A 26,565-nucleotide genomic window follows, 5' to 3' on the forward strand; every position below is an offset into this window, starting at 1 on the left:
GAGGTATACCAATGAAGAAAGTCTATCCACTTGCTTTTTTTCTGGTTTTTCTCCTAATCACAGGCGTATATTACTCTCGTTCAATTTCGATGAACACTAAACCCATTCCCGACCCCAGCGGGGATATTGTTATCTACGGGCGCTGCGAGGATACAACTGAATTGACCCAAAAATTAAATCTTTGGATTGGACATTCTAATAATTCTGCTCTGATCAGTCCTTTTGATTACTGGTACCAAGAACTTGCCGCAAATGTAAGTGCTCAACTTGTTAATGTAACCCCTGAGATGTATTCATCTCTCGTTAGAACCAATTCCTGGGAATACCAGAATATAAAGTTGAAAATGAGGGCCTACGTGAAAACACTTAAGAGCCTTGAGTTTAGAGTCTCTGATCCAAACTCCTACGCCCTCCTTGCATGGCTTGAGTTTTTGGTGGGGGATGGAACAGTGGACTTGCCAACGGGCAATGAAAACGTTAGCCTGGACAACTACATCTGGGCTAAGATTGCCCCTCAATACTACAATGATTATGTGTTCCCGTATCTTGACTCCAAGATAGCCGAACTCGAAAAGTCCTCTTCTAATAACACTGCACTGGGTATGAAAGCGAGACTATTTCTAAACCAAAGCATACCTGCATTAGACTCAAATTTAAGCCGTCTTAAGAAACAGGTTTGGTGGTCTGAGAAGGGCATTATTGCACTCCAATATTCCATTTCAGAATACAAAAGAGGCTATTACGCGTTGGCCCTCCTTGACTATTCTTACGCCCTCTCATATTACAGGGTTTCTAGCGCTCTACGGGGCAAGAAACAGGTCGTAAACTTCTCGGCTATGGATGATGTAGTCTTGGAAACTTTCAGTAAGCTGCATCGCGCCGGGGTCTTCTGGCTCGATCCCATTTTTGCCGCACGATTGCTCCCGGAATTCAAGCAGTTTCACTCGCTTTGTGAGGTAATTAACGCAGATTCGCGGCAATACGAGAAGTATAAGCTTTACCTGATGGGACTGGAGCTGAAGAGCGAGACCCTGGGATTTTTGAGCTGGTATGATCTCGTCAATGAAATGACTGCGGGGACTTAGTCTTTATTTTCTTTCCTGCTATGTGCTGGTTATATTTTAAAAGTTTCAAGTGGACGTATCTTTGGTGTGCCTCATGATCCTCGATACAGACTACATTACTGAGGATGGAAAGCCTGTCATCAGGGTTTTTAAAAAGGAGAACGGCGAGTTCAAGATAGAGTACGACAGGAAACTTTGAGCCCTACTTCTACGTTCTTCTTGCGGACGATTCGGCCATATAGGACGTTAAGAATATAACCGTCGAGCGCTACGGCAGGGTCGTTAAGGTGAAGCGCGCCGAGAAGGTTAAGAAAAAGTTTCTCGGTCGCCCGTGGAAGTCTGGGTTCTCTACTTCAATCATCCCCAGGACGTTCCGGCGATAAGGGACAGGATCAGGAAGTATCCTGCTGTTATCGACATCTTCGAGTACTACATACCCTTTGCCATCGGTTGCCACAGCGGGAGGACCTTCTGGAAGTGGGTTTCAAACGTCCCTATGCGGAGGAGGTTCGCGAGGTAGGGATCGAGGTCATCAACGGTCGAACCATTTAGCACGGAGTTGATTATGAAGTCTATCTTCGCCCGCCACTTCTCAATCTCGAAGACGTAGGCGTGTGCCAAACCCCTCGCCTTTTTCCTGTCTCTGCCGGCAACCCTTTTAAAAACCCGCTTAAGGGCGTGCTTCGATGAGAGCTCGCGCTCCTTCACGAGGCTCAGAGCGTCGGCGACCACTTCCTGAAAGCTCACGCGGTAAAACAGCTCCATGGAGGGGCTTCGTGGGGCAATTAAAAAGGTGGTAGTGTGTGCATGAGTATGCAACTCCTTTACTCGGGCTTCTTTTTGTTCATTCTAAGAGTAAAACCTAACTCCGAATAAATTTATATTTAAAAAAACAAACAAAGGATGAATTTTTATTATCAATATGCGGAAAATTTATAAAGAGTTGTCTGTTGTGTTAATATAAAATTGGGTTGAGATTAAGACTTGGCATAGCTGGTGTGCAGGCAACTGAACTTTTCGATTTCATTTTTTATTGTTGAGATTCACAAATAGGAGGTCTTCACCTATGGAACTTAAGGTGGATAGACTCATCATCACAATCCTCGCGTTAATCGTTATTGGAGGAGCTTTGTATTATTCAATAGGTGAATATGGTTCTCAAAGGTTCATAGAGGGACAGAGGGACTACGAGAGGCTCTGCATCCGCCAAATGACAGCATTGACCCTAAGTTATGTTCAGTTTCATTCGGAGATAGCCCTCAATTCGCTGGAGCAGGACTCTGCCGGAACTTTTAATCTTTCAATGGCGGAGCTGGCCTCGGATCTTTCGATGTTGGAGTCGAATCTTGTAAGGTCGGCGCTGTACATTTTCCCAGAAGACTTTCCTGACAATGAAACGTTGGCCAACATGACACAAGCTTACCAGTGCATCACATTCGTAGAACTTTCCCAAAGTTCATTCCTAAACGGAACCGCCAACGTCTCTACCATCCGCGAAGGGTTAAACCTGATCCACGACTTTGCAACGGAGTGGCGAAAGAATGGCAACTATCCCAGCGAAGAGCTTTTGAAAGCTAACGCCGAGCTTCAGCAGAAGTGCAGTGCCCTTATACAAAAAATTGAAAATCCATGATTGTTTGTTTTCTTCTTATCCTTTTCTCTTAAGTATGGCGAAGTTTATTAGTCTCCAGTTCGATAATCCCACAGGTGTTGGTTATGATCCTCGATACCGACTACATCACAGAGGATGGGAAGCCCGTCATAAGGATATTCAAGAAGGAGAACGGCGAGTTCAAGATAGAATACGACCGCGAGTTCGAGCCATACATCTACGCCCTCCTGAAGGACGATTCTGCCATAGAGGACGTCAAGAAGATAACCGCCGGGCGCCACGGCAGGGTCGTTAAGGTGAAGCGCGCCGAGAAGGTGAAGAAGAAGTTCCTCGGCAGGCCGATAGAGGTCTGGAAGCTTTACTTCACCCACCCCCAGGACGTCCCGGCGATAAGGGACGAGATACGAAAGCATCCTGCCGTCATTGACATCTACGAGTACGACATACCCTTCGCCAAGCGCTACCTCATAGACAGGGGTTTAATCCCGATGGAGGGCGACGAGGAGCTCAAGATGATGTCCTTCGACATCGAGACGCTCTATCACGAGGGTGAGGAGTTCGGAACCGGGCCGATTCTGATGATAAGCTACGCCGACGAGGGCGAGGCGAGGGTTATAACCTGGAAAAAGATTGACCTCCCCTACGTTGAAGTCGTCTCCACCGAGAAGGAGATGATAAAGCGCTTCCTCAAGGTCGTGAAGGAGAAGGATCCGGATGTCCTCATAACCTACAACGGCGACAACTTCGACTTCGCCTACCTTAAGAAACGGTGCGAGAAGCTCGGGATAAAGTTCACGCTTGGAAGGGATGGAAGCGAGCCCAAAATACAGCGCATGGGGGACAGGTTTGCGGTCGAGGTGAAGGGGAGGATTCACTTCGACCTATACCCCGTCATAAGGAGGACGATAAACCTGCCGACCTACACCCTTGAGGCGGTTTACGAGGCAGTCTTTGGAACGCCGAAGGAGAAGGTCTATCCGGAGGAGATAACCACAGCTTGGGAGACCGGTGAGGGGCTTGAGAGGGTTGCGCGCTACTCCATGGAGGACGCAAAGGTGACCTATGAGCTTGGGAGAGAGTTCTTCCCGATGGAGGCCCAGCTCTCAAGGCTGATAGGCCAGAGCCTCTGGGACGTCTCCCGCTCAAGCACCGGCAACCTCGTCGAGTGGTTTCTCCTGAGGAAGGCCTACGAGAGGAACGAGCTCGCCCCAAACAAGCCCGACGAGCGGGAACTTGCGAGACGGCGCGGGGGCTACGCCGGCGGCTACGTTAAGGAGCCGGAGCGTGGACTGTGGGATAACATTGTGTACTTAGATTTCATGAGTCTGTACCCCTCAATCATCATCACTCACAACGTCTCTCCGGACACGCTCAACCGCGAGGGCTGTAAAGAGTACGACACCGCCCCACAGGTCGGCCACAAGTTCTGTAAGGACGTCCAGGGCTTCATCCCGAGCCTTTTGGGCGCCCTTCTCGACGAGAGGCAGAAGATAAAGAAGAGGATGAAGGCCAGCATAGACCCGCTGGAGAAGAAGCTCCTCGATTACAGGCAGAAGGCCATCAAAATCCTGGCGAACAGTCTGCTGCCGGAGGAGTGGATTCCGCTAGTTGAGAACGGCAAAGTTAGACTCCACCGCATTGGGGAGTTTGTTGATAAGCTGATGGAGACTGATTCGGAGCTGGTGAAGAGGAACGGCGACACGGAAGTTCTTGAAGTTAGAGGAATCCGTGCCCTTTCCTTCGACAGGAAGTCCAAGAAAGCCCGTGTAATGCCGGTGAAGGCGGTGATAAGACACCGCTATTCCGGGGACGTCTATGAGATAGTCTTGGGCTCCGGCCGGAGAATAACCGTGACGGAGGGCCACAGCCTTTTCGCCTATGGGGACGGAGAGCTCCGTGAGGTAACGGGTGGCGAAATCAAGGCCGGAGATCTCCTTGCAGTTCCAAGGCGCGTAAACCTGCCCAGAAGGAAGGAAATGCTCAACCTAGTAGAACTTCTCCTTGAACTGTCTGAGGAGGAAACTGAAGACCTCATCATGACGATTCCGGTAAAGGGCAGAAAGAACTTCTTCAAAGGGATGCTTAGAACCCTACGCTGGATTTCCGGCGAGGAGAAAAGGCCGAGAACGGCGAGACGCTACCTAGAGCACCTTGAAAGGCTCGGCTACGTGAGGCTAAAGAAAATCGGATATGAAGTCACAGACAGAGAAGGGCTCGAAAGGTACAGGAAGCTGTACGAGCGCTTAGTTGAAGCCGTTCGTTACAACGGCAACAAGAGGGAGTATCTCGTCGAATTCAACGCCGTTCGCGATGTTATCGCACTAATGCCGGAGGAGGAACTTAGGGACTGGCTCGTGGGGACGAGGAACGGCTTCAGGATGAGGCCATTCGTAGAGATTGAAGAGGACTTTGCAAAGCTCCTCGGCTACTACGTGAGTGAGGGCAACGCAAGGAAGTGGAGAAACCAGAAGAACGGCTGGAGCTACACAGTGAAGCTCTACAACGAGAATCAGAGGGTTCTCGATGACATGGAGAGTCTCGCAGAGAGGTTCTTTGGGAGGGTGAAGAGGGGTAAAAACTACATCGAAATTCCGAGGAAAATGGCGTACATCATCTTTGAAAACCTCTGCGGAACGCTGGCGGAAAACAAAAGGGTTCCGGAGGCTATTTTCACTTCTCCTGAAAGCGTTCGCTGGGCCTTTATTGAGGGCTACTTCATCGGCGACGGTGACGTTCACCCGAGCAAGAGGGTCCGCCTTTCAACCAAGAGCGAGCTTTTGGTAAATGGCCTCGTTCTTCTGCTCAACTCCCTTGGGGTTTCAGCGATAAAGATTCGCCATGATAGCGGAGTTTACAGGGTATACGTAAACGAAGAACTCCCGTTCACGGATTACAGAAAGAAAAAGAACGCCTATTACTCCCACGTCATACCTAAGGAAATACTCGAAGAAACGTTCGGAAAGGTTTTCCAGAGAAACGTGAGCTACGAAAAGTTTGAGGGGCTCACGGAAAGTGGAAAACTCGATGGAGAAAAAGCCAAGCACATCGAGTGGCTCATCAAAGGCGACGTAGTTCTCGACAGGGTTGAAGGCGTCAAGAAGAAGCACTACAAGGGTTATGTCTACGATTTGAGCGTTGAAGAGGACGAGAACTTTTTAGCTGGTTTTGGATTCCTCTATGCCCACAACAGCTATTACGGCTACTACGGCTACGCCAGGGCGAGATGGTACTGCAAGGAGTGTGCCGAGAGCGTTACGGCATGGGGCAGGGACTACATCGAAACGACCATTCACGAAATAGAGGAGAGGTTCGGCTTTAAAGTGCTCTACGCTGACAGTGTTACTGGCGAAACCGAAATCATAATCAAAAGAAACGGAAAGGTTGAATTCGTGGCGATTGAAGAACTCTTCCAGCGCGTTGATTATCGGATTGGGGAGAAGGAATACTGCGTTCTCGAAGGCGTTGAGGCGCTAACGCTGGACAACAGGGGACGGCTTGTCTGGAAGAGTGTCCCTTACGTCATGAGGCACAGAACGAACAAGAGAATCTATCGCGTATGGTTCACTAACTCATGGTACCTTGATGTGACGGAGGATCACTCGTTAATAGGCTACATGAACACCAGCAAGGTGAAGCCCGGGAAGCCTTTGAAAGAGCGCCTCGTCGAAGTCAAGCCGGGAGAACTAGGAGAAAGCGTCAAGTCGCTCATTACACCTAACAGGGCAATTGCTCATGGTATTAGGGTTAACCCAATTGCCGTCAAGCTCTGGGAGTTAATCGGTCTGCTGGTGGGCGATGGCAACTGGGGTGGACAATCAAACTGGGCCAAATACTACGTTGGCCTTTCCCTCGGACTGGACAAGGAAGAGATTGAAGAGAAAATCCTGAAGCCCCTGAAAAACACGGGCATAATCTCCAATTACTATGACAAAAGCAAGAAGGGCGACGTTTCAATACTCTCAAAGTGGCTCGCGAGGTTCATGGTCAGATATTTCAAAGACGAGAGCGGAAGCAAGAGGATTCCCGAGTTCATGTTCAATCTTCCAAGGGAATACATAGAGGCATTTCTACGTGGACTGTTCTCAGCGGATGGAACGGTAAGTCTTCGCAAGGGAGTTCCCGAGGTCAGGCTGACAAGCGTTAATCCCGAACTCAGCAGTTCGGTCAGAAAGTTGCTGTGGCTCGTTGGAGTTTCGAATTCAATGTTCGTAGAGACCAATCCTAACAGATACCTCGGAAAGGAGAGCGGGACACACTCGGTTCACGTCAGAATAAAGGACAAGCATCGCTTTGCCGAGAGGATAGGTTTTCTCCTCGACAGAAAAGCCACCAAACTCTCCGAGAACCTGGGGGGGCATACAAGCAAGAAGAGAGCTTACAAATACGATTTCGACTTGGTGTATCCCAAGAAAGTTGAAGAGATAGCCTACGACGGCTACGTTTACGATATTGAGGTTGAAGGAACCCACAGATTCTTCGCGAATGGAATACTCGTCCATAATACGGACGGTTTCTTCGCGACTATACCAGGGGCTGATGCTGAGACCGTCAAGAAAAAAGCCAAAGAGTTCCTCAAATACATAAATGCCAAACTCCCGGGACTTCTCGAACTCGAATACGAGGGCTTCTACGTCAGGGGGTTCTTCGTGACGAAGAAGAAGTACGCGGTCATAGACGAGGAGGGCAAGATAACCACGCGCGGGCTTGAAATCGTCCGGCGCGACTGGAGCGAGATAGCGAAGGAGACCCAGGCGAGGGTCTTGGAGGCCATACTGCGGCACGGTGACGTCGAGGAGGCCGTCAGGATAGTCAAGGACGTTACCGAGAAGCTGAGCAAGTACGAGGTTCCGCCGGAGAAGCTGGTCATCCACGAGCAGATTACCAGGGAGCTGAAGGATTACAAGGCCACCGGTCCGCACGTGGCCATAGCGAAGCGCCTCGCGGCGAGGGGAATAAAGATACGCCCAGGCACGGTGATAAGCTACATCGTCCTAAAGGGCTCCGGAAGGATAGGCGACAGGGCGATTCCGTTTGACGAGTTCGACCCGACGAAGCACCGCTACGACGCGGAGTACTACATCGAAAACCAGGTCCTGCCGGCCGTGGAGAGGATTCTGAAGGCCTTCGGCTACAAGAAGGAGGAGCTCAGGTATCAGAAAACGAGGCAGGTTGGCCTCGGGGCGTGGCTCAAGCTGAAGGGGAAGAAGTGACTCCCTTCGAAATCCTTTTATCCCTGTATTTCAAACTGTATTTCGAGGTGTATTACATGGCCATCGTTACTGTCCGCGTTCCCGATGAGTTGAAGCTCAAGATGAAGGAGCTTGACATAAACTGGAGCGAGGAAATCAGGGAGTTCATAAGAAGGCGCATAGACGAGGCAGAAAGAAAGAGACGAATACAGGAAGCCTTAGAGCTTGCAAAGGCGAGTGGAAGCGTGAGCAGGGGTTTTGCAGCGAAGTCCGTGAGGGAGGACCGTGATAGTCATTGATGCCTCGGCCCTTGTGAAGGTCGTGTTGCAGGAACCAGGTTGGGAAGAAGTACCAACGGAGCCACACGTGGCGACGCTCGACTATGCACTCGTTGAGGGCATGAATGCAATCTGGAAGGCAGTGCGACGTGGAGAGCTAACCATTGAGCAAGGAAAGGTTAAGGTAATCGTTCTTAAGACGTTAGGGAGCTCGATAACACTTTTTGAGGCGCAAAACTTCTTCGAGAGGGGGCTGGAAATAGCATTGAGTGAGAACATCACAATCTACGATGCCCTTTACATAGCCTTAGCGGAGGCTCTAAAGGCTGAACTCCTGACGGCGGACGAGAGGCAATACTACGCGGCCAGAAATTATGTGGAGGCGAAGCTTGTTCGATGACTTCTGGAAGGCCATGCCAGTACATCTTTTGAGATAGTTCGAGTATGAGACGATGGAAAACGTAGCCGGGAAATTGGGGCTAACACGGAATGGCGGGTTAAGATGGACAGGATTCGAGCCGAAGCTAGGGCAAACGTTGATGCAGTTCTCGATAGAGCATTTGGATACCTAAAAACCTCCAAGAGCTGGGGGCAGAGCTCTATGATGAGCTTCCCGGTATGTAATGAAATCACCTGTACGCCCTCTCTCTTCGCTCAATCTTGAAGATTACAACCCTGAAGTTCTCGTCATCTACCTCGTAAAGGATTCTAAACTGGCCTACACGAATTCTGTACGTGCGCTCTTCACCACGAATCTTTTTGTAAGGGTATGAGAAAGGATTCCCAGAAAGGCGGAGAATTATCTCTTTCAGTTTTCTCCTATGCGCGGGTTGCAGAGCTTTTACCTGCTTGGCGGCTTTCTTTGTAAAAACAACCTCGTACATTGGTCACTCCTCAAAAAGCTCCTCAAATCTGACGAACTCTCCCCGTTTGACCTCCTCGCGCATTTTTCTAAGCTCCTCCCTCTCCTTCTCCGTTAACTCCTCATAACCAATGAAGTTGTCTATCTTGGCGTTAAGGGTCATAAGTAATCTCTCAATGCGCTCCAGTCTCTCAACTACCTCACTCATGTTCCCACCATTACAACTTTATCTCTTTGTCCTTAAATACTTCCCGATTCAATCCCCTCCAAAACCTCCAGAATTCCCTCAACCCCTGGAACCTCAAAGCCCTTTTCGTGGATTTTTCTGACCTCCTCTGCCTCCGGGTTAATCCAGACAGCCCACATGCCGGTCCTCAGCGCCCCCTCGAAGTCCTCCGCGTAGGTGTCGCCGATGTGTATTGCTTCGTCCGGCTCTATACCGAATGCTTCGAGCGGCTTCCTGAACATCTCAGGCATCGGCTTGTAAGCCAGAACCTCGTCGGCGAAGAATGTTTTGTCTATTAAGTTCATAAGCCCGAAGCGCTCCAGCAGGAGCCGGGTGTACGAACCCGGCCAGAACATCACGTTGCCGGTCACTGTAACCTTCAGCCCCTTTCTCTTGACGCCCTCCAAAGCTTTCTTCGCTCCGGGGAGGACTATCTCGTCGCCAACGTTGAGCGTTGCCCTTGCGGCGGCCCTCTTGACGAGTTCGACGTCTGTTCCCAGGAGCTCTGCCAGCATTTCCTGGCTCTCTTCGAGGGCCCTAGAGGGGTCTCCAGCTGTTTCTGCCCTCATGCGCTTTATCCTCTCGCGTGAGAGCATCATTCCCTCGACGACGTCTATTATGCACGTCCCCATCAGCTTGGAGAGCTCAACGGCCATCGCATCGAGCATGACGTTGATGTCGAGGAGCGTGTTCCAGACGTCGAATGAGACGAGCTTCATCCTTATCACCGGGGGTAATACGGAGGGCGAATTTAAAAACTCAACGCCCCCGCTCCCTCCCAGCCAGGTAGGCGAGGCCCTCCATGAGTCCGGCCTCCCTTAGAACCGCTTTGAGGTTCCTGAAGCGGGAGCGCATGACGAACAGCTCATAGAATCCCTCCAGGTTGCCCCAGTGGCCGTAAGCTGATAACGCCAGGTACATGACTTCCTTGGGCTTGAGCTTCCTTTCGAGGCTCTCGTTTAGGGCCTTAAGTCCCGGCTTTATCCTCTCAAGAAGTCCCTCCCTCGCTATGAGGTGGAGCATCAAATCCTCGACGGTCGGCTTCTTCCACTCGATGACCTCGTCCCCGAAGGGCAGGCCGATTATCAGCGGAACCACCTCGGTTCTCCCGACGATGTAGCCGCGGGGTGTTTTCCTGTGCCTGAAGCCGGAGAGCTTTCCGGCTATCGAGGCCAGGGCGGCGTCTCTGTCCTCATCGATGTCAATGGCGACTCCAAGCCTCTCGACTGTGAAGTCGAAGACGTCCATGGCCCTGAGGAAGTTGCCGAGGTTCCTTATAACCCCGGAGTTGCCCTCGCTCGGCAGCACCGCGAGATAGTAGCCATCTCCCTCGCGCTTCAGCAGGTCGAAGTTGTCGCGCTCAAAGACGCGCTCGATGAACCGCAGGCTGTATGGAGCCTCCCGGCTCTCCTTGAACTCGAAGAGCTTCTTGAAGACTGCCTTGAAGAACTTGGAGTCTGTCTTCCCCTCGACGAACAGAACGCTTGTCCCTGCATTCTCACCGGAAAAGCCGCCGCGAACGTCGAAATCGAGGTACTTCCTCAGCTCGTAGGCCTCCTTCATTGTGAGGCTCTTCCCCGTGTCGGAGTATATCAGGACGTTCCCATCTCCCCGTCTGAACTTCCAGGCGATTAAATCGATGAGCTCAAGGCTCGCCGTGACGACGGTCTCTTCTCCGGTCAGGGAATCAACGAAGTCGATTAGTTCATCGCGGTTCTTCCTGTACTCGGGGAATAGAATGGCCTTTTCATCTGCGAATCTCTCAAACCTGTCTCCAGTTACGATCCTCATTCACTTCACCATGTCAACGGTTATTGCGCCTATCACGGCGAAGGTGCTCACGAGCACAGTTGCGTTCAGGTACTGAACCGCGTTGAAATCGGCTATCCAGTTGATTCCATACAGGGATATCAGCCCCGCGGAGATTAGATACGCTATGAGTGCCACGGTCAGCAGCCTCTTGGGCACGTGGAACAGCTCCTCCCTCTTGAGGTTTCCTATACGGGACTTTGCTATGAAGAGGTACGCCACGGCCAGCGTCATCAGGAATATCGCGACGGCCCGCTCGATGGAGATGTCCTTCGCTATCTCCCAGAGCTCCGCGGTAAACAGGAAGGGGAGGGCGAAGGTGACCGCTCCGACTATCTCCTGGGCTATGTCGTCCCAGCCGAGCTTGTCCGGGGCCTTTCTCATCTCGTTCTCTCTTTTCAGTTCCTCGATGCTGGAGTACAGCTCTTCGAGACGTCTCTCCATTCCGGTTCGCCTTTCGTTTTCAATCCGGTGCTCAGGTTCGGGGTTCATCATCCGGTCAGTATTGGATTCACTCATCATCGCGGGAATAACTCCCAGGGAAACGTTATAAATATTGGGTGGCATTTTTAAATCGGTGATAGAGGAAATGAGGAAAGCATCGCTGTTGCTTTTATTGGTTGTTACCTTTGGTATGCTCATCACGCCGATTAACGCGGCGGTTACTGGAATAAACTCATCGAACACTGTGATAGTCCTTCCGACCACCAAGATAGTCAACGGCGTGCCCGTTCATGTAGGCGAGGATGCTATAACCGGTTCGAGACTTGGTGCATTCCTGGTTCTTCAGGGTGTTTCTAGGGGAACGTACACAAAAACCGTTTCCATACCTGTTGAGTACCACAGCGTGCTTATTCACGATGAAAACCAGACCTATAAGCTCAACTCCGTTGACATGCCCGACGTCGGCGTTAACGTCAGCGACGAGCCTGTTGGGCACGGGATAGTTATCCAGGTCAACTTTTCGTGCGTTGATTTCAACTCCACTCGGAGGGCCGCTGAGTTCACTGATCGTAGCGTTGAGCTAATATTCAATGAGAACACGACACCTTTCGGTTTTGGGGGCGGATATCGAGCCGTTGCTACCAGGCTTAATGGGGTGGATGTCGTTTACGTGTATTCTTTCTCTCAGGTGAACGAGTCCAGTACCTCCCTTCTGGAGACGTTAAGCGTTGGGGAATGGAAAATTCATTTTGTTGACATCAAAGTCAGCGATGAGACGATGCTGGTGGACCTCACGTACCCCAGCGGGCTCGTAAAGCGTAAGGTGATGCATGTCGGCAGGTACTATTTGATGTACCTCGATGCCGAGGAAAACGAGGACTTTGAGGTATTTGACACTTACCCATCTAATAGAATCGATGAACTGCTCGAAAAGGGTGCCAGGAACGTTTTGGTGTTTGCTCCCACCAGTCTCTTTGTGGGGATTGGCGGAACGAAATCCGTGATATTTAACTACGAGTACTACTCAAAGGCTAGGCGGTACCAGGATGGGGATGTGTACAGGGATCAGTGGGTGTGGGACATAGACCCCACTAACAACCTTTACGTTCTGTACCTCCATGCGAATGGGAGTCCTAGCTTCAGGAATGTCCTCATCGGTGAGGGCTCCGCATTAAAGTTGCCCACCGAGTGGGGGCTTGAGATAGTCCCGGTGTTCGCGAAGGATAACAATGACAAGATAGTCGGGATCGAGGGCTATCGCTTCGTGCGCGTTGCTTCCGTAACCGGGAATGTCTCCATAACCGCGCCGAAGATTGAGGCTACTGACGATGTATACGATTTTATAGTTGAAGACACCCAGCTCAAGGAATTCCCTTCGGACAAGAACGTCATAATCATCGGCGGCTGGGTCAGCAACAAGGCGTGGGAGCTGCTGGAGCGGACCTACGGCAAGGACGCTGTCAGCGCTATCAAAGACGAGATAAACCGGAAAGGCTACGTGATAAAGGAGCTCAAGAACCCGCACAACCCGAGCTACAAGGTGATAATCCTGGCAGGGAAAACCTACGGGGAGACCAGACTCGCCGTGGAGAAGTTCATGGAGGAAATGTAAAATCTTATTTTACCCTCCTGTTATGATTTCATCCTCTCAATTCGAGCCAGAATTAAGTCTCATTTTTGATTTAAACGCTGAGTAATTCCCGGCTTCTTTTAATAAATCTTTCGGTGGAGGAAGAGGTAGGTTTATATACTCAAATCGCGGTCTGAACGTTCATGTCACTGCAGAACTATCGCGGGTTCGGAAGGGACGCATGGCTGCTCGTTGCCTACTCATTCGCCTCCGCTTTCGGGGGCAACATAGCCTGGTTTATCTTCCCGTTCTATCTAAAATCGCTCGGCTTCGACTACACCAACATAGGCATGGTCTTCTCGCTCTCAACGCTGGCCCAGGCGGCGGTTCTGCTGTTCTCGGGCCCGTTCGGCGCGAGGGTGGGCTACAAGAAAACCGTCCTCCTTGGAGTGAGCATGATGTTCCTCGGGAGGCTCGTTCAGGTTCTCCACCCGACCCTCTGGATGCTCGCCCTGGGCGGCGTTTTGATAGGGATAGGCATGGCGCTGGAGTCTCCCTCATTCATGGCGCTGCTCAGCGGGGAGGTGGAGGACGGGAAGAGGCACTACCTGTTCAGCCTCTCCTCGGGAATCGGCACGATAGCATCTGCCCTCGGAATACTCGTCGCCGGCTTTCTCTCGCGCTGGCTGAGCTATGGGCAGGTGTTCTCCCTGGTCCTCGTGGTCATACCTATTCGGTTCGCGGTAGTTCTCTTCGTCAGGCCCGTGCTTGAGAGGCATTCCCGCGGGCTGAACCTTGACCGGAGCCTCCTCGTCAGGATAGGCCGCTTCGCCCTTCCCGGGGCGCTGATAGGTCTGGGTGCGGGAATAGCGATTCCCTACATGGGGCTCTGGTTCAACCAGCGCTTTGGGACGAGCCTGGAGAGCATCGGCTGGCTCTTCGCCTTCCAGCAGTTCATAATGGGGATTGGGATGTTCCTGCTGCCGATGATAGCCGACAGGTTCGGCAGCGTTAAGACAATCGTCTCCTTCAACGGGACTGCGAGCCTCCTCATAGGCGCTCTTCCGTTCTCGCCGGCCTTCCCCGTTGCGGCGGTCGTGTACATCCTCAGGACGATACTGATGAACATAGTCAACCCGATATGGAACTCCTTCATGATGGGGTTCTTTGGGGAAGAGGAGCGCTCCACCGCGATGGCGCTTAACAGCCTGGCCTGGACGGCTACTTTTGGGGTGGGCCAGTACGTGGGCGGCGTTCTCTTCGACATGTCCCTGGTCTGGCCGTTCCTGATAACCGCCTTCCTGTACAGCCTCTCGATGGTGGTGTTCTGGGGCTTTTTCGGGAAGAAAAGAATGGAGGGGGATTAATCCGAACCGAACAATCTTAGAGTCTGAACTGCTCCACGTTCTCGCGGAGCTCTCTTGCTATCTCCCTCAGCTTGGCCGCTCCCGCGCTTAGGGCTTCTATCTCCGCTCTCTGCTCCTGCATGGCGGAGTTAACTTCCTCCGCGCTGGCGGTGGTTTCCTCTGCACTCGCCGCCAGGCCCTCCAGTGCCTGCAGGGCCCTGCTGACTTCCTCGTGTGTCCTCTCGGTCTGCTCCTTTATCGCGGCCACCTTTTCACCGACCTCCTGTACCATTTCCGCTATGTATCCGAGGTAGCCGAGGCTCTCGCTCAGGGTTTCCGTTGAGCTGGCCACGTTGTTTACGCCCCTCTGTGTTTCCTCAACCGCCCTTCTAACCTTCTCGTCCATTTCCTCTATGATGTCCCTGATTGTCTCCGCGGCATTCTTGCTTTCTTCCGCCAGCCCCCTTATCTCCTGGGCAACGACCGCGAAACCTCTACCCGCTTCTCCGGCCCTTGCCGCTTCGATAGCCGCGTTCAGGGCTAGGAGATTTGTTTGTTCTGCAATGTTGCTTATGGCGTGTGTTATCTCCCCTATGCGTTTGCTCATCTCACTGACCGCGTTGACAGCCTCCTCTATGAACGCCATTGATCGTTTTATGCTTTCAACGTCTCTGACGGCTTCGTCGCCCTTCTTCCTGCCCTCCTGCGCTATTCTAACGACCTCGTCGATGGCACCCTCGAACTCCTCCATGACCCGGGACGTTTCCGTTGTGACGTCGGAAACGAGGCGCATGCCCTCGGTTATGCTGTTTATGTGCTCCTGCTGTCTCTGTGCCTCGATGCTGACCTGTTCTATCGCCTCGCTGACCTGATCCGTTGAGTTCTTCACGTGAACGGCTATTCCTGCCAGTTCATCGGCTTGCTCGTCGAGTTCCATTCCAATCCTGCGGATGTTGCCGATCAGGGCCCGCATCTTAGCGGACGTCCCCTGGAGTGCAACGATGATGTTCTGGAGGTCACCCCTGGCCCGGGTGTCCACGCTGTAGTCCAGCCTTCCTTCAGCCATTGCCTCCAGCTTTTCGATGACCTCGTTGAGAGTGCCGATTACGTCGGATGAAATCGACTCGAACGCCGTTATCAGCTTTCCTATCTCATCGTCCCTGTGGGGATAGTCTATCGCTCCAACCGCGTCCCTGGCCTCTTTCAGTCTGCCTGCAGCTATCAGCTCCGCGGCGTTTCTCAGTTGCTCCACCGGCTGGAGTGCCTTTTTGAGGTATCTAACGCTCAGGAGCACAAGGCCCGCCGCGAGGGTTACCATGACAACCGTTCCGTAGAGAACCTCCCGGGATGCCGCGTGCTTTGCGTTGTCAAGTGCGCTGATAAGGCCTCCCACCAGTTCGTCCTCTGGTGCGACTGCCGCAACTGTCCACCCCGTAGTTTTGCTTTTGGCAAAGGAAACGACCATCTTTTTTCCGTCTAGATTGAGCTCAACAACGCCCTCTTCGGAGTTTTTCATCGCCCTTGCGAGCGCCTCGTATCTCCTGTCGTTAAAGATGTTCAGCTTTCCGACGAGATCCTGGTTCGGATGTATCACCACCGTCCCGTTGGGGCTTATGACGAAGAGGTAACCTGTCTTGCCTATCTTCGTGTTCATTATCTCCTGGGACAGGAGTGAGAAGTCAACGTCTATTCCCAAAACGCCCTTAACTACCCCCCCGTACTTTACAGGGGTGATGTAGGTTATGACCGTTTTGTTCGTTATTATATCCGTGTAAGGCTCAATCCAGCTGGGCCCCTCCCTCACGGCCTTCTGGTACCATGGCGACTTCGTGGCGTTGTACCCTTCTGGAAGCTCTGCCCGGGGGATTATTATGAGCTTGCCCCGCGAGTCGGAGTAGTAAACGTTTATTAAGTCTTTATTTGAGTTCTTTAGTTCAGAGAGCCTGTTGAAAACGCTGGCACTGAACGCGGGGGTGCTCGAATAACCCGGATACACCTCGTCCTTCACGTAGAGGGAACCTATGGATCCTGCGTAGGACTCCGTGACGACGATGAGCGGACGCAGCTGTTCGTCTATCATCACTGCGTATTTTTGACTCTCAAGTAGTGCTATCCTCTGCGCGTGCTCCCCGAGGGTAGGGGCAACGCTCTCCTCTATTTTGTTGCCCATGTCCTCTATGGTTCTAATTTGAATTAGTGTCGTCAAAAGGATGACTACCATGGCCATCCCAAGGAACATCGCGTACAACTTTCGGCGGAATCTCATCATGTCGCCCCCTTGTATTATTTACAATATTTTGTGTTACATTTTAGCCAACTATCGGGGCGTTTCTAGTGGTTCGTCTATTTTTTTAAGTTCTTTGTGTATGTTCGAACTACGAACCTAATGTATGAAAATTATGTCACCCTGAGGGATTCGTTTTGATTAATGTTTTTAAGCTCCCCGGAGAACCCACCGCGGTGATGCTCATGGTGGTTAAGGACTGTCCCGAGTGCCACGGAACCGGGAAGGTTAAGGCTGGCGAGAAGGAGTGCCCCGTTTGTGAGGGCTGGGGTTACGTTCCTGCCGATTTCAAGGTTGGGGAGAAGCTGAAGGGCTACCGCAACCTCGACTATATCGGCGTCGAGGACGAGGTTGACGAGATACCCTGCCCCGAGTGCCACGGAAAGGGCGTCGTGCCGGTTTACGACACCTGCCCGACCTGCGGCGGCACCGGCCGCGTCCTCGCCTGCGACATCTGCGGCAAGGTGAAAGAACCCTGGGAGCCGGGCATGGAAACAACCTGGGTCTGTCCGGACTGCATGCGCAAGTACAAGGTCGTCTACGTTCTCGACAAGACCTGCGACGTTGAGGACATAGAGGTCGGGAACGTCTACAAGGGAACCATCGACAGGGTGGAGCGCTTCGGTGTATTTGTCAGGCTCAACCCACACGTTAGGGGCCTGATAAGGCGGAAGGACCTCCTCGGCGGCAGGGAGTACAAGCCCGGCGACGAGATACTGGTTCAGGTTCTCGATGTGAGGCCCGACAAGGGCGAGATAGACCTCATAGAGTCAGCGCTCAAGCACTACAAGGAAGTGGTTGTGCGGAAGGAGCTTCCTGTGACGCTCATCCGTGACCTGAGCAAGGACATGGCCGGCCAGACGGTCAGGCTGCGCGGCAAGGTCACCCAGATACAGGTGACCGGCGGCCCGACTGTCTTTACGATAACCGACGGAACTGGCATAACGTGGGCGGCCGCCTTCGAGGCGCCCGGGGTTAGGGCCTACCCGAACATAAACGTCGGCGATATCGTGGAGATAATAGGTAAGGTGGCCTTCCACTCCGGCGAGATTCAGATAGAGACCAGCGACATGGCGAGGCTCTGGGGGCCGGAGGCTGCTGAAGTAAAGAGGCGCATAGAGGAGGAGCTCGACAGGCGCGCCCAGCCCCGGGACGTCGGCTTCCTCATCGAAAGCGAGGTTCTCGAAAAGCTCAAGCCGAAGATAATGAAGGCGGCATTCATGATACGCAGGGCGATCTACGAGGGCAGACCGATACTGCTGAGACACCACGCCGACGCCGACGGCTACACCTCCGGCTTGGCTTTGGAGTACGCGATAGTTCCGCTCATCGAGGAGGTCTCACCCGACTCCGGTGCCAGATGGAAGCTCTTCAAGCGCAGGCCGAGCAGGGCACCCTTCTACGAGCTGGAGGACGTGCTCAAGGACATCATATTTATGGTCGAGGATCATGAGAAGTTCGGAGACCCACTGCCGCTTTTGGTTATTGTCGACAACGGCGGAACGAGTGAGGACATTCCTGCCTACAAGCGCATAAGGGCCTTCGGCGTCCCGATAGTCGTCATAGACCACCACGACCCGCGCGAGTGGGTGAGCGAGGACAGGGCGAAGGTGGACGACTACGTCGATGTGCACGTCAACCCGCACCACATAAAGCGCGGCTATTATGAGCTTACCGCTGGAATGCTGGCAACGGAAGTGGCGCGCTTCATCAACCCCGAAGTGGAGGACAGGATAAAGCACCTCCCGGCGATAGCCGGAACCGGCGACAGGAGCAAGGCGCCGGAGTTCCACCAGTACCTTGAGATAGCGAAGAAAGCGAAGGGCCTCGATGAGGAGGATCTCAAGAAGATAGCCGAGGTCATAGACCACGAGGCCTACTTCTGGAAGTTCATGGACGGGCACGGCATCATCGACGAGATTCTCCTCCTCACCGGCAACCTTCAGAGGCACCGTGAGCTCATCAACGCTATCTATCCTGAGGTCAAGGAGAAGCAGGAGAAGGCTTTGAAGGCCTCGCTGCCGCACGTCAAGAGCGTCGTCCTGCCGAACGGGATAAGATTCAACACGATAGACATCGAGCTCTTTGCTCCAAAGTTCAGCTATCCGTCCCCGGGCAAGCTCTCCGGCCTGATACACGACCACTTCAAGGAGAAATATGGTGAAGACGCGCCGATTCTAACGCTAGCCTACGGCCCGGACTTCGCGGTGGTCAGGGCCGCCGACGGAATGGCCGCCTATGGCTTCGACCTGAACGAGATAATTCCAAAGCTCCAAGAGGCCCTGCCGAGCGCGGGCATAGAGGGCGGCGGCCACAGCTACGCCGGCTCGATAAAGTTCTTTGAGGGCATGAGGAAGGAGGTCCTTGAGGAATTCGCCAAGCAGGTCGTCAAGCTGAAGAAGACGGGCTGAAAGCGCCTTCCTTTTCTTTCAATGCCAAACCTTTTTAACATCGCAGACTGATGTACTGATGAGCAATGTTTGGAGGAATGTTGATGAGAATAGTTCTTGAGGTTACTTTTAAAATGGGCGGCGTTTCTTACCGTGGCCACCGCTGGGAAGGCGATGCACTCGTTTTCGAGTTCGAGCGCCTTGGGGATGCATTTATCCAGGTTCTCAGCAAGAGGATGGTTGAAGAAGAGGTCGAGCGCGAGCCCTCGGCCGTGATCGTCGAACTGAAAACAAAGGAAGGCGGTAGGATATTCGAGGCTACATTGGAGGAAGGAACCTACCGGGCCGCTGAGCCTTAGGTTTTTATAGTTCCCCTCCAACTTTCTACGGTGATGCCCATGTACATGGCGGAGTTCAAGCTTCGCTTCGGCGACATGAAATGGTACGTCCGGAGGATCATCGAGGCTTCCTCCTTCGAGGAGGCGGAGGAGAAGGCCAAACGCTACGCAGAGGCGATGAACAGGGGCGAGGTCAGGTGGGAGCTGGGCTACGTTATTGAGGCCGAGCGGCCCCTGCTCGTTGGAAAGGATGAGCTTGAGAAGCTCGGCGCTTGATTTTATTCCTTTTGTTGACCTTCTCTGACTCTTCGGGGTTTGGAAAGAAAAGCGAGGAAGAGGGTCACTGCTCCCTCACAAGGGTCATTAGAACCATGGCAACGAGGTTCATGGCCGCGGCGAAGGTGAAGGCGTAGGCCAGGGAGTAGCTCCCCCAGAGCCAGCCGGCTATTACCGACGCCGGAAGGACGAAGATGCCGAAGACCGTGTGGTAGGCCCCTATTATCGTACCCTTCTCGTATTCCCTCGCCAGGTCAGCCATGTACGCCCGGGGTATCGTGTCCTCGATGGCGATGTATATTCCGTAGAGAACGAAGGCCGCTATGAGCGTGTAAAGGTCCCTCGCGTAGGCAAAGGCCAGAGCCGCCAAAGCCGCAACTCCGAAGCCGAGGGTTATCATCCTCTTCTTGCCGAAGGTGTCGGAGTAAACCCCGAGGGGATAGGCCGAGAGGGCGTAGATTAGGTTGAAGAGGGCGTAGAAGGCTATGCTCTGGACGATGGAGTAGCCGAGCTCCTGCGCCTTCCACATCGTGAAGGCGTAGCTGTACCTTCCGAGGGCACCTATCGCCACCACCGCGAGGAAGAGCTGCAGGTTCCTGTTCTTCAGAGTGGATATGCCCTTTATCTTCCTCTTGACCTCACCGCCCCGGTCCTTCACGAAGAGGATTATAACGAACAGGGATACCGCCCCTGGAACCGCGGAGAGCAGGAAGATGTAGCGGTAGGCCGTTTCCGCCGGAAGGCTCTTCAGGAGCTCGATGAGGGCTATGGCAACGAGCGGGCCGGCGACGGCTCCGAGGGTGTCCATCATCCTGTGGAAGCCGAAGGACTTTCCGGTCTTCCCCTTCTCGCTCGATTCCGCTATAAGCGCATCCCTGGGGGCGGTTCTTACCCCCTTGCCTATCCTGTCCACCGCGCGCAGAAGGAGGAAGTCCCACCAGTAGCGGGTGAACCCCAGGGCACCTTTGGCGAAGGTTGAGAGGGCGTAGCCCGCGAAGACGAAGACCTTCCTCTTTCTAAAGCGGTCGCTCACGTAGCCAAAGGCAACCTTGAACAGCGAACTCATGCTTTCTATCGCGCCCATAACGGAACCGCTGAGCAGCTTTCCGGCGTCGAGAACCTCCATCAGATAGCTCGGCATAACGGGCATTATCATCTCGCTGCTCATGTCGTTGAGGAAGCTGACGATTCCAAGTAAAAAGACGTTCCAGCTTATTCCGAATATTTTCTTCTCCCTTTCCTCCATTCCTCATTCCCCCAGCAGTTCGAGGCAGAGCTCCCTCAGCCTTTCCTTGCCCTCGTCGAGGGTCCTCCTGCCGATTTCCGTTATCTCGTAGGTCCTAACTCTCCTGCCGTCTTTTACTTCCCAGTGGCTCTTTAGGAGGCCTTCCCTTTCGAGGGAGTGCAGGAGGGGGTACATCGTTCCCGGACTGATGCGGTAGCCGTGTCTCTCAAGTTCTTTCATCAGAAACGAGCCTGTAACCGGTTCCTCACTCGCGTGATGGAGTATGTGCAGAGCTAAGAAATCCCGGTACTTCATATCGAACACCGATATCGAGATGCGATATTTAGGTTTAAAAAATTTTGGCTCAGCGGCGGCGCTTCATGTTGATCACCGCCAGTCCCAGGAAGAGGATGCCGAAGCCTACCAGAACCGCCACATCACTCCATATTCTCGTCAGGCCCCAGCCGCGAATCATGACGGACCTCAGGGAGTCCACCGCGTACGTCGGGGGAAGGAGGTATGAGAACGGTCTGAGGTAGCTGGGAATCGCTTCCACCGGCCAAAAGATGCCTGAGAGTAGGAAAGTCGGGACGACTATCATGGGAACGAACTGGACTGCTTGGGCCTCGCTCCGGGCGAGGTTCGAGAGGAGTATCCCGAGGTTGACCCCGACAATCGCAAGGAGCGAGACGAGGAGGAAGGCTAGGATGAGGCTGCCCTCAACGCTCACACTGAAGCCGAAGACCGCTATGGCGAGCATTATCGCCGCCTGGAGGGTTCCTATGACGCCGGAGGCTATTGAATAGCCGAGGACAACCTCTTCCTCCCTCAGGGGACTCGCCAGGGCCCTGTCAAGCGTTCCAAGGTTCCTCTCGCCTATGAACGAGAGGATTGAGAGCACGGTCGAGATTAGGAACACCGCGAGCGATACGACGCCCGGGAGGAACGTGTCCATGAACTTTGCGCCCCTGCCGTAGACGGCCGTGTAGCTGACGCGAACCGGGAATTTGAGACCGTTCTCCTCAAAGGTTTTCAGGAGGGCATGGTTAATGCCCGAAACCACTGCGTCGGCTATGTTTATATTGCTCCTGTCGAGATAGACTCCAATCCCTTCGCTCAGGTTTCTAGGGAAGTATATGACTGCCCAGCACTCCCCGTCCTTCAGCTTTCTCAACGCCTTTTCGAGGCTCTCCGCGTGAGAGACCGAGAATGTGCTTCCGTTGAGATTGCTCACGACCTCCGAGCCGAAGCTCCCGTCTTCGTTGACAACCACCACCTTAACGTCGTGGACGTGCCCCCCGAAGGCGAGGCCGAAGAGCACCATGAGAACCACCGGTGTGACCATGGCGTAGCTCAGGAGCCTCCTGTCGTGCCTCAGCTCCAGCAGGCTCCTCCTCGATATGGCCAGGACCCTTTCCCAGTTCATTCAAGCACCCCCGTAGCCAGTGAGCTTAAGGACGGCCTCCTCAAGCGTGGCTGAGTTCGTCTTTTTCATAATCTCCTGCGGGCTTGCCGTGGCAAGAACCCTTCCATCCATTACAATCGCCACGCGGTCGCAGTTCACCGCCTCGTCCATGTAGTGGGTTGTGATAAGAAGTGAGGCTCCTCTTTCAGCCAGCTCGCGGAAGTACCTCCAGAAGCTCGCCCTCAGGTGCGGGTCAACCCCGACCGTCGGCTCGTCGAGTATGAGAAACTCGGGTTTGTGTAATAGGGCGCACGCGAGCGAGGCCCTCCGCTGCATTCCCCCGCTGAGCTCCACAACGAGCCTATCCCTGAACTTTTCGAGCCCGACGAACCTCAGTATCTCGTCCTTTCTTTCCTTGAACTCATTCCGTGAGAGGCCGTAGAGCCGTGAGTAGAACTCCAAGTTCTCCTCGACGGTTAGGTTCATGTAGAGCGCCAGATCCTGAGGCATGTAACCTACCTTTCTCAAGACTTCCTTGTCTGGCATTTTCTTACCGAGTAATCTGATTTCACCCGAATCCGGCTTTAGGAGGCCGACAATGGTCTTTATCGTGGTCGTCTTGCCGGCACCGTTTGGTCCGATGAGGCCGAATATCTCCCCCTTCTTCACGTCAAAGGAAAGTCCTCTGAGAGCCTCAAAGTTCCCGTAGCTCTTTCTAAGCCCCCTGACAACAAGGGCTGACATCGACACCACCGGTACACTCTCTGGGAAAAGGGTTATAAGATTGTTGTAACTAATAGAGTTACAGAGTTTTAAAAGGTGATCCCATGACTGAGGAACTCGTTGAGAAACTCATGATGCTTGGTCTCAGAGAGTACGAGGCGAAGGTTTACGCGGCCCTCGTCATCACAGGGCCGGCGAGGGCGAGCGAGATAGCCAGGGAAAGCGGCGTTCCAAGGCCCAGGGTCTACGACGTCCTGAAGAGACTTCACGAGCGGGGCTTCGTTGAGGTCAGTGAGGGCAGTCCCGCGTACTTCAGAGCCGTCGAACCCGAGAATGTGATAGCGTCACTTAGGGATGAGTACATCCGCTCGGCCGAGGAGGCAATAATAATGCTCAAGAGCTATCAGAGGGAGAGGCGGGAGGAGTGGCTCCCGGTGTGGTACCTCCAGGGGGAGTGGAGTGTGAGGAGCCGCGCCGAGGAGCTCGCAGGGGATGCCGGCGAGGAATTCGTGACGGCCTTCTTGGAACCAACTTTCGTCTTGAAGTTCAGGAGGGCCTTTGAGAGGGCGAGGGAGAATGGAATAACGCCGAAAATCCTTCTTATAACTAAGGCCACGTTCCGCGAGAGCCGGCTTGAGGAGCTGGGGGACGTGTACTACCTCCCCCTCGCAAAGGTTCTTGAGGGTGAGCCGAAGGACTTCATGGAGGCGGTTGCGAGAGCCCTCTTCTCCACTGGGGAGCGCTATGTCGTGAGGGGACTGTTCGTCAGGGATTCCCGGGAGTCGCTCCTCGTCTACGAGGACGGTGGCATCAGGGGCATTCTGGTGAAGATACCCTTTATCCCTGTAATCCAGAGGGAGGTCGTGGAGTACTACCTCCGCAAACTTGATGACTACTCAAGCACGTGCTTCTCAAGGACGTAGCAGTGGAAGGTTCCCTCGAAGACTTTCTCGCCCCTCTCGTTGAAAACCTCGGCCTTTACTATCTTCTTCCTTTCGAGGTCTTCCTCCATCCTGGCCCTCGCTAGAAGTCTTTCTCCTGTCTTGACTGGCTTCAGGAACTTGACCTCCGCCTTTCCGAGGACAACAGTGGGCTCGTTCACGGCGAGCATGGCCGCGTAGTCGGCCAGGCCGAAGGTGAAGCCGCCGTGAACGAGGCCGTACTCGTCAACCGTCATCTCTTCCGTCGTTTCCAGGATGACTTCCGCGTAGCCTTTCTCTATCCTCGCCGGCCTTCCGACGAGCCTCTCTGAGGTGAGGGTGTGCGTCCTCTGCTCCATGGTTCCCACCAAAGGTTTATTTATTCCTAGCCCTAAAAAAGTTAGGTGGTTGCGTGCACCCAATAAAACACGCCGTCGAGTATAAGGGCTCTCCGGAGTTCACTCGGAGCGAGCTCGTTGGGATACTCGCCTTCAGCCTCCGCCTGATGGACGTGAAGGCCGCGAAGGAGCTCATAGAAAGGTCACTGGAGGCGGGCCTCCTTGAGGAAAAAGACGGTCTCCTGGTCGTCAACGAAGCCCTGTTGTCTGAGGAGGAGGCCGAGGAGGACCTCTTCAACGAGATGGTGACGTATATAGCGAACTCCCTCGGCTGGGAGCGGGGGGAGGTCATCGAGGGCATCAAGTCCATGAGGGAACGCTACGGCGACTTGGACGAGAATGTTCTGGCGTATCTCTTCGGCATGGACAGGGGCGTCGACATGTCGCAGTTCAGGGACAGGATTGATGTTTAACCTCAGGCGGCCTTAGAATAGGCGCCTCCTTCAAGCTCGTCCCAGGATTTCTCATCCTTCAGAACGCCGTAAAGCTCGTTCATGAGGGGCTCCATCTCGATTAACTTCCGGAGCTTCTTCTGAGGAGCCTCTCATCAACGCCGGGAGGGAGTTTCACAACGATTTCCGCCATGTTCTTTTTAGTGCGGGGTCCCTATTAAACGCAGCGGGCAAAGTTTAAACCAGAAACGAGAACTATTCTATGGTGGTACCATGCCCGAGGAGGCGCTCATCGTCGTTGATATGCAGAGGGATTTCATGCCCGGGGGAGCCCTGCCGGTTCCCGATGGGGACAAAGTAATTCCAAGGTGCAACCGCTACATCGAGGAGTTCAGGAAGAGGGGGGCTTTGATAGTTGCCACCCGCGACTGGCATCCCGAGAACCACATCAGCTTTAGGGAGCAGGGCGGCCCGTGGCCAAGGCACTGCGTTCAGAACACTCCAGGGGCGGAGTTCGTCGTTGAACTCCCCGCCGATGCGGTGATAATCTCAAAGGCCACGGAGCCCGATAAGGAGGCCTATTCGGGATTCGAGGGAACGAACCTGGCGGAGATACTGAAGAGAAACGGGGTGAGGAGGGTTTACGTCTGCGGCGTCGCCACAGAGTACTGCGTTAAGGCGACCGCCCTCGATGCGATTAAGAACGGCTTCGAGACCTACCTCCTCCGCGACGCGGTGAAGGGAATCAAACCCCAGGATGAGGAGTGGGCTTTGAGGGAGATGGAGAGGGCCGGCGTGAAGGTTCTCTACCAGATATGACCCTCTTCCATTCTTTCAGGAGAACCAGGAGAAGGTTGAGCACTATCGGGCCTATTATGAGGCCCTTCACCCCCATGGCCCACGTTCCGCCTATCATCCCTATGAAGACGAGGGTCTCGTCGAGGTTCGTGTCCTTTGCCACCATCATCGGCCTTATCGTGTAATCGGGCATCGGGGAGACCAGGAGAAAGCCGTAGAGTGCTATCCCAATCGCATGGAGGTACATGGCCTCCTTGGCGAAGTACGCAGCCGCAATGAGCCATATCATCCAGCCCTCGAAGAGGGGGACGAAGGAGAAGAGGAACGTCAGGAAACCGGCCACTATCGCGGTGTAGAGGTCGGAGACCCCAAACAGGAGGAAGCCAAACGTCATCAGAACGCCCTTTACAACGTTCAAAACCAGCCAGGCCCTCACCAGTGCCCCAAGGGTTTTGTTGAGACTTTCCAATATCTCCTCGCCCAGACGGCGGTTCTTATCCGGAATCGCCAGCCGTATCTCCTCTGCTATTTCATGCGCGTTGGAGAGTGCGTAGTAGAAGGTGAAGAGGAAAACGACGAGCTGGAGGAGGTACATAGGGAGGGAGAATGCCTGCTTCGATATGTAGTCCGACAGCCTTGGGATGAGCTGATTGAAGAAGTTCTGGAGAAAATCGTGAACCTCCGGAGGTAGCGGCTGGTTCATGAGCCACCTGAAGAAATCAACGACGCTCCGGTAGAACGATGCCGCGACCTGAACGGATATCATCAGAAGCTCGAAGGTCACCACGCCGCCGAGCCCCAGCATTCCCACCGTGAGCAGCAGGGCGGAGCGGGTTTCGCCGAGCCTGGGGGCGAGCCTCCTGTGTATTGGATGGGCCGCATAGGCCAGAATCAGGCCGAAGAATATCGGCGTTATCAGTGGACTGATGGCCTTCCACGTTATGTAGGCTATGATGAGCACCGTTGCAACCCAGGCAAGTCTCGCCGCCTTCATGTTCCTCGTGGGGTTTATTAGG

At 53.7% G+C, this 26,565-nt stretch carries 25 protein-coding genes and 4 pseudogenes; 16 read left to right on the forward strand and 13 right to left on the reverse strand.

Annotation, left to right across the window (positions count from 1 at the left end; genetic code table 11):
* The first annotated feature begins 11 nt into the window (after positions 1–11).
* On the forward strand, positions 12–1,085 hold the full coding sequence (locus E3E51_RS07390; RefSeq protein ID WP_167912496.1) for a hypothetical protein: 1,074 nt from the start codon (positions 12–14) through the stop codon (positions 1,083–1,085).
* A 73-nt stretch (positions 1,086–1,158) separates the two neighbouring features.
* A pseudogene (locus tag E3E51_RS07395) lies at positions 1,159–1,509 on the forward strand (DNA polymerase); the annotation flags it as partial.
* On the opposite strand, the pseudogene E3E51_RS07400 reads toward E3E51_RS07395, so the two are convergent.
* Positions 1,510–1,829 (reverse strand): annotated as a pseudogene (locus tag E3E51_RS07400) (transcription antitermination factor NusB); the annotation flags it as partial. It lies immediately after the preceding pseudogene.
* Positions 1,830–2,130: 301 nt separating this feature from the next.
* Here E3E51_RS07400 and E3E51_RS07405 point away from each other — a divergent pair.
* From E3E51_RS07405 to E3E51_RS07420, 6 genes and pseudogenes are all read left to right on the forward strand, one after another.
* Positions 2,131–2,697, forward strand: a complete 567-nt coding sequence (locus E3E51_RS07405) for a hypothetical protein (RefSeq protein WP_167912497.1) — start codon at positions 2,131–2,133, stop codon at positions 2,695–2,697.
* Positions 2,698–2,780: 83 nt separating this feature from the next.
* Positions 2,781–4,256: pseudogene (locus E3E51_RS13150) on the forward strand (DNA polymerase); the annotation flags it as partial.
* A gap of 18 nt (positions 4,257–4,274) precedes the next feature.
* A pseudogene (locus tag E3E51_RS13280) lies at positions 4,275–5,972 on the forward strand (LAGLIDADG family homing endonuclease); the annotation flags it as partial.
* A 24-nt stretch (positions 5,973–5,996) separates the two neighbouring features.
* On the forward strand, positions 5,997–7,886 hold the full coding sequence (locus E3E51_RS13285) for a DNA polymerase domain-containing protein (RefSeq protein ID WP_346765961.1): 1,890 nt from the start codon (positions 5,997–5,999) through the stop codon (positions 7,884–7,886).
* A gap of 56 nt (positions 7,887–7,942) precedes the next feature.
* A complete protein-coding gene (locus E3E51_RS07415; RefSeq protein ID WP_167912498.1) occupies positions 7,943–8,164 on the forward strand; it encodes a hypothetical protein in 222 nt (73 codons plus the stop codon).
* Positions 8,151–8,543 (forward strand): type II toxin-antitoxin system VapC family toxin, encoded by a 393-nt coding sequence (locus E3E51_RS07420; protein WP_167912499.1) that lies wholly within the window; start codon positions 8,151–8,153, stop codon positions 8,541–8,543. Before E3E51_RS07415 ends, E3E51_RS07420 begins: the two co-directional genes overlap by 14 nt.
* Before the next feature lie 229 nt (positions 8,544–8,772).
* On the opposite strand, the gene E3E51_RS07425 is transcribed toward E3E51_RS07420, so the two are convergent.
* Genes E3E51_RS07425 through E3E51_RS07445 form a run of 5 tightly spaced genes read right to left on the reverse strand, consistent with a single transcriptional unit; the run spans position 8,773 to position 11,562 of the window.
* A complete protein-coding gene (locus tag E3E51_RS07425; protein WP_167912500.1) occupies positions 8,773–9,027 on the reverse strand; it encodes a type II toxin-antitoxin system RelE/ParE family toxin in 255 nt (84 codons plus the stop codon).
* Between the two features lie 3 nt (positions 9,028–9,030).
* Positions 9,031–9,213 (reverse strand): hypothetical protein, encoded by a 183-nt coding sequence (locus tag E3E51_RS07430; protein WP_167912501.1) that lies wholly within the window; start codon positions 9,211–9,213, stop codon positions 9,031–9,033.
* 32 nt (positions 9,214–9,245) lie between these two features.
* A complete protein-coding gene (locus E3E51_RS07435; RefSeq protein WP_167912663.1) occupies positions 9,246–9,950 on the reverse strand; it encodes an HAD family hydrolase in 705 nt (234 codons plus the stop codon).
* 40 nt (positions 9,951–9,990) lie between these two features.
* Positions 9,991–11,022: a DUF3226 domain-containing protein gene (locus tag E3E51_RS07440; RefSeq protein ID WP_167912502.1), complete on the reverse strand. Its 1,032-nt coding sequence runs from the start codon at positions 11,020–11,022 to the stop codon at positions 9,991–9,993.
* The gene (locus tag E3E51_RS07445) at positions 11,023–11,562 is read right to left on the reverse strand and encodes a DUF2391 family protein (RefSeq protein ID WP_167912503.1); all 540 of its coding nucleotides are present in this window, start codon (positions 11,560–11,562) and stop codon (positions 11,023–11,025) included. It lies immediately after the preceding gene.
* A 55-nt stretch (positions 11,563–11,617) separates the two neighbouring features.
* On the opposite strand from E3E51_RS07445, the gene E3E51_RS07450 reads away from it, so the two are divergent.
* Both E3E51_RS07450 and E3E51_RS07455 read left to right on the forward strand, forming a co-directional pair.
* Positions 11,618–13,096 carry an S-layer protein gene (locus tag E3E51_RS07450; protein WP_346765957.1) on the forward strand — a complete coding sequence of 493 codons (1,479 nt, stop codon included), beginning with the start codon at positions 11,618–11,620 and terminating at the stop codon, positions 13,094–13,096.
* Positions 13,097–13,257: 161 nt separating this feature from the next.
* The gene (locus E3E51_RS07455; protein ID WP_167912504.1) at positions 13,258–14,421 is read left to right on the forward strand and encodes an MFS transporter; all 1,164 of its coding nucleotides are present in this window, start codon (positions 13,258–13,260) and stop codon (positions 14,419–14,421) included.
* A 16-nt stretch (positions 14,422–14,437) separates the two neighbouring features.
* On the opposite strand, the gene E3E51_RS07460 is transcribed toward E3E51_RS07455, so the two are convergent.
* Positions 14,438–16,666, reverse strand: a complete 2,229-nt coding sequence (locus tag E3E51_RS07460; RefSeq protein ID WP_167912505.1) for a methyl-accepting chemotaxis protein — start codon at positions 16,664–16,666, stop codon at positions 14,438–14,440.
* A gap of 203 nt (positions 16,667–16,869) precedes the next feature.
* Here E3E51_RS07460 and E3E51_RS07465 point away from each other — a divergent pair, with 203 nt between their 5' ends.
* The 3 genes from E3E51_RS07465 (at position 16,870) to E3E51_RS07475 (ending at position 19,688) form a co-directional block, all read left to right on the forward strand.
* Positions 16,870–19,095 carry a DHH family phosphoesterase gene (locus E3E51_RS07465; RefSeq protein ID WP_167912665.1) on the forward strand — a complete coding sequence of 742 codons (2,226 nt, stop codon included), beginning with the start codon at positions 16,870–16,872 and terminating at the stop codon, positions 19,093–19,095.
* 83 nt (positions 19,096–19,178) lie between these two features.
* Positions 19,179–19,433, forward strand: coding sequence for a hypothetical protein (locus tag E3E51_RS07470; RefSeq protein ID WP_167912506.1), 255 nt, complete (start codon positions 19,179–19,181; stop codon positions 19,431–19,433).
* A gap of 39 nt (positions 19,434–19,472) precedes the next feature.
* Positions 19,473–19,688 (forward strand): hypothetical protein, encoded by a 216-nt coding sequence (locus E3E51_RS07475; RefSeq protein ID WP_167912666.1) that lies wholly within the window; start codon positions 19,473–19,475, stop codon positions 19,686–19,688.
* 64 nt (positions 19,689–19,752) lie between these two features.
* Here E3E51_RS07475 and E3E51_RS07480 read toward each other — a convergent pair whose 3' ends face one another.
* Genes E3E51_RS07480 through E3E51_RS07495 form a run of 4 tightly spaced genes read right to left on the reverse strand, consistent with a single transcriptional unit; the run spans position 19,753 to position 23,062 of the window.
* Complete coding sequence (locus E3E51_RS07480) at positions 19,753–20,934, reverse strand: MFS transporter (protein ID WP_167912507.1); 1,182 nt, start codon at positions 20,932–20,934, stop codon at positions 19,753–19,755.
* A 3-nt stretch (positions 20,935–20,937) separates the two neighbouring features.
* The gene (locus tag E3E51_RS07485; RefSeq protein WP_167912667.1) at positions 20,938–21,228 is read right to left on the reverse strand and encodes a PadR family transcriptional regulator; all 291 of its coding nucleotides are present in this window, start codon (positions 21,226–21,228) and stop codon (positions 20,938–20,940) included.
* A 49-nt stretch (positions 21,229–21,277) separates the two neighbouring features.
* Positions 21,278–22,339, reverse strand: coding sequence for an ABC transporter permease (locus E3E51_RS07490; RefSeq protein ID WP_167912508.1), 1,062 nt, complete (start codon positions 22,337–22,339; stop codon positions 21,278–21,280).
* Positions 22,340–23,062, reverse strand: coding sequence for an ABC transporter ATP-binding protein (locus tag E3E51_RS07495; protein WP_167912668.1), 723 nt, complete (start codon positions 23,060–23,062; stop codon positions 22,340–22,342).
* Between the two features lie 83 nt (positions 23,063–23,145).
* On the opposite strand from E3E51_RS07495, the gene E3E51_RS07500 reads away from it, so the two are divergent.
* Positions 23,146–23,964 carry a helix-turn-helix domain-containing protein gene (locus E3E51_RS07500; protein WP_167912509.1) on the forward strand — a complete coding sequence of 273 codons (819 nt, stop codon included), beginning with the start codon at positions 23,146–23,148 and terminating at the stop codon, positions 23,962–23,964.
* Here the strand turns inward: E3E51_RS07500 and E3E51_RS07505 are convergent.
* Positions 23,934–24,320: a PaaI family thioesterase gene (locus E3E51_RS07505; protein ID WP_167912669.1), complete on the reverse strand. Its 387-nt coding sequence runs from the start codon at positions 24,318–24,320 to the stop codon at positions 23,934–23,936. The genes E3E51_RS07500 and E3E51_RS07505 overlap by 31 nt on opposite strands.
* A gap of 53 nt (positions 24,321–24,373) precedes the next feature.
* Between E3E51_RS07505 and E3E51_RS07510 the strand changes: the two genes are divergently transcribed.
* Both E3E51_RS07510 and E3E51_RS07515 read left to right on the forward strand, forming a co-directional pair.
* On the forward strand, positions 24,374–24,772 hold the full coding sequence (locus E3E51_RS07510; protein ID WP_167912510.1) for a DUF2240 family protein: 399 nt from the start codon (positions 24,374–24,376) through the stop codon (positions 24,770–24,772).
* 252 nt (positions 24,773–25,024) lie between these two features.
* Positions 25,025–25,570, forward strand: a complete 546-nt coding sequence (locus E3E51_RS07515) for a nicotinamidase (RefSeq protein WP_167912511.1) — start codon at positions 25,025–25,027, stop codon at positions 25,568–25,570.
* Here E3E51_RS07515 and E3E51_RS07520 read toward each other — a convergent pair.
* Positions 25,497–26,543, reverse strand: coding sequence for an AI-2E family transporter (locus tag E3E51_RS07520; RefSeq protein ID WP_167912512.1), 1,047 nt, complete (start codon positions 26,541–26,543; stop codon positions 25,497–25,499). The two genes, E3E51_RS07515 and E3E51_RS07520, sit on opposite strands and share 74 nt — an antisense overlap.
* Positions 26,544–26,565: the final 22 nt, after the last annotated feature.

Source organism: Thermococcus sp. 21S7 (assembly GCF_012027615.1).
Classification (GTDB): Archaea; Methanobacteriota_B; Thermococci; order Thermococcales; family Thermococcaceae; genus Thermococcus.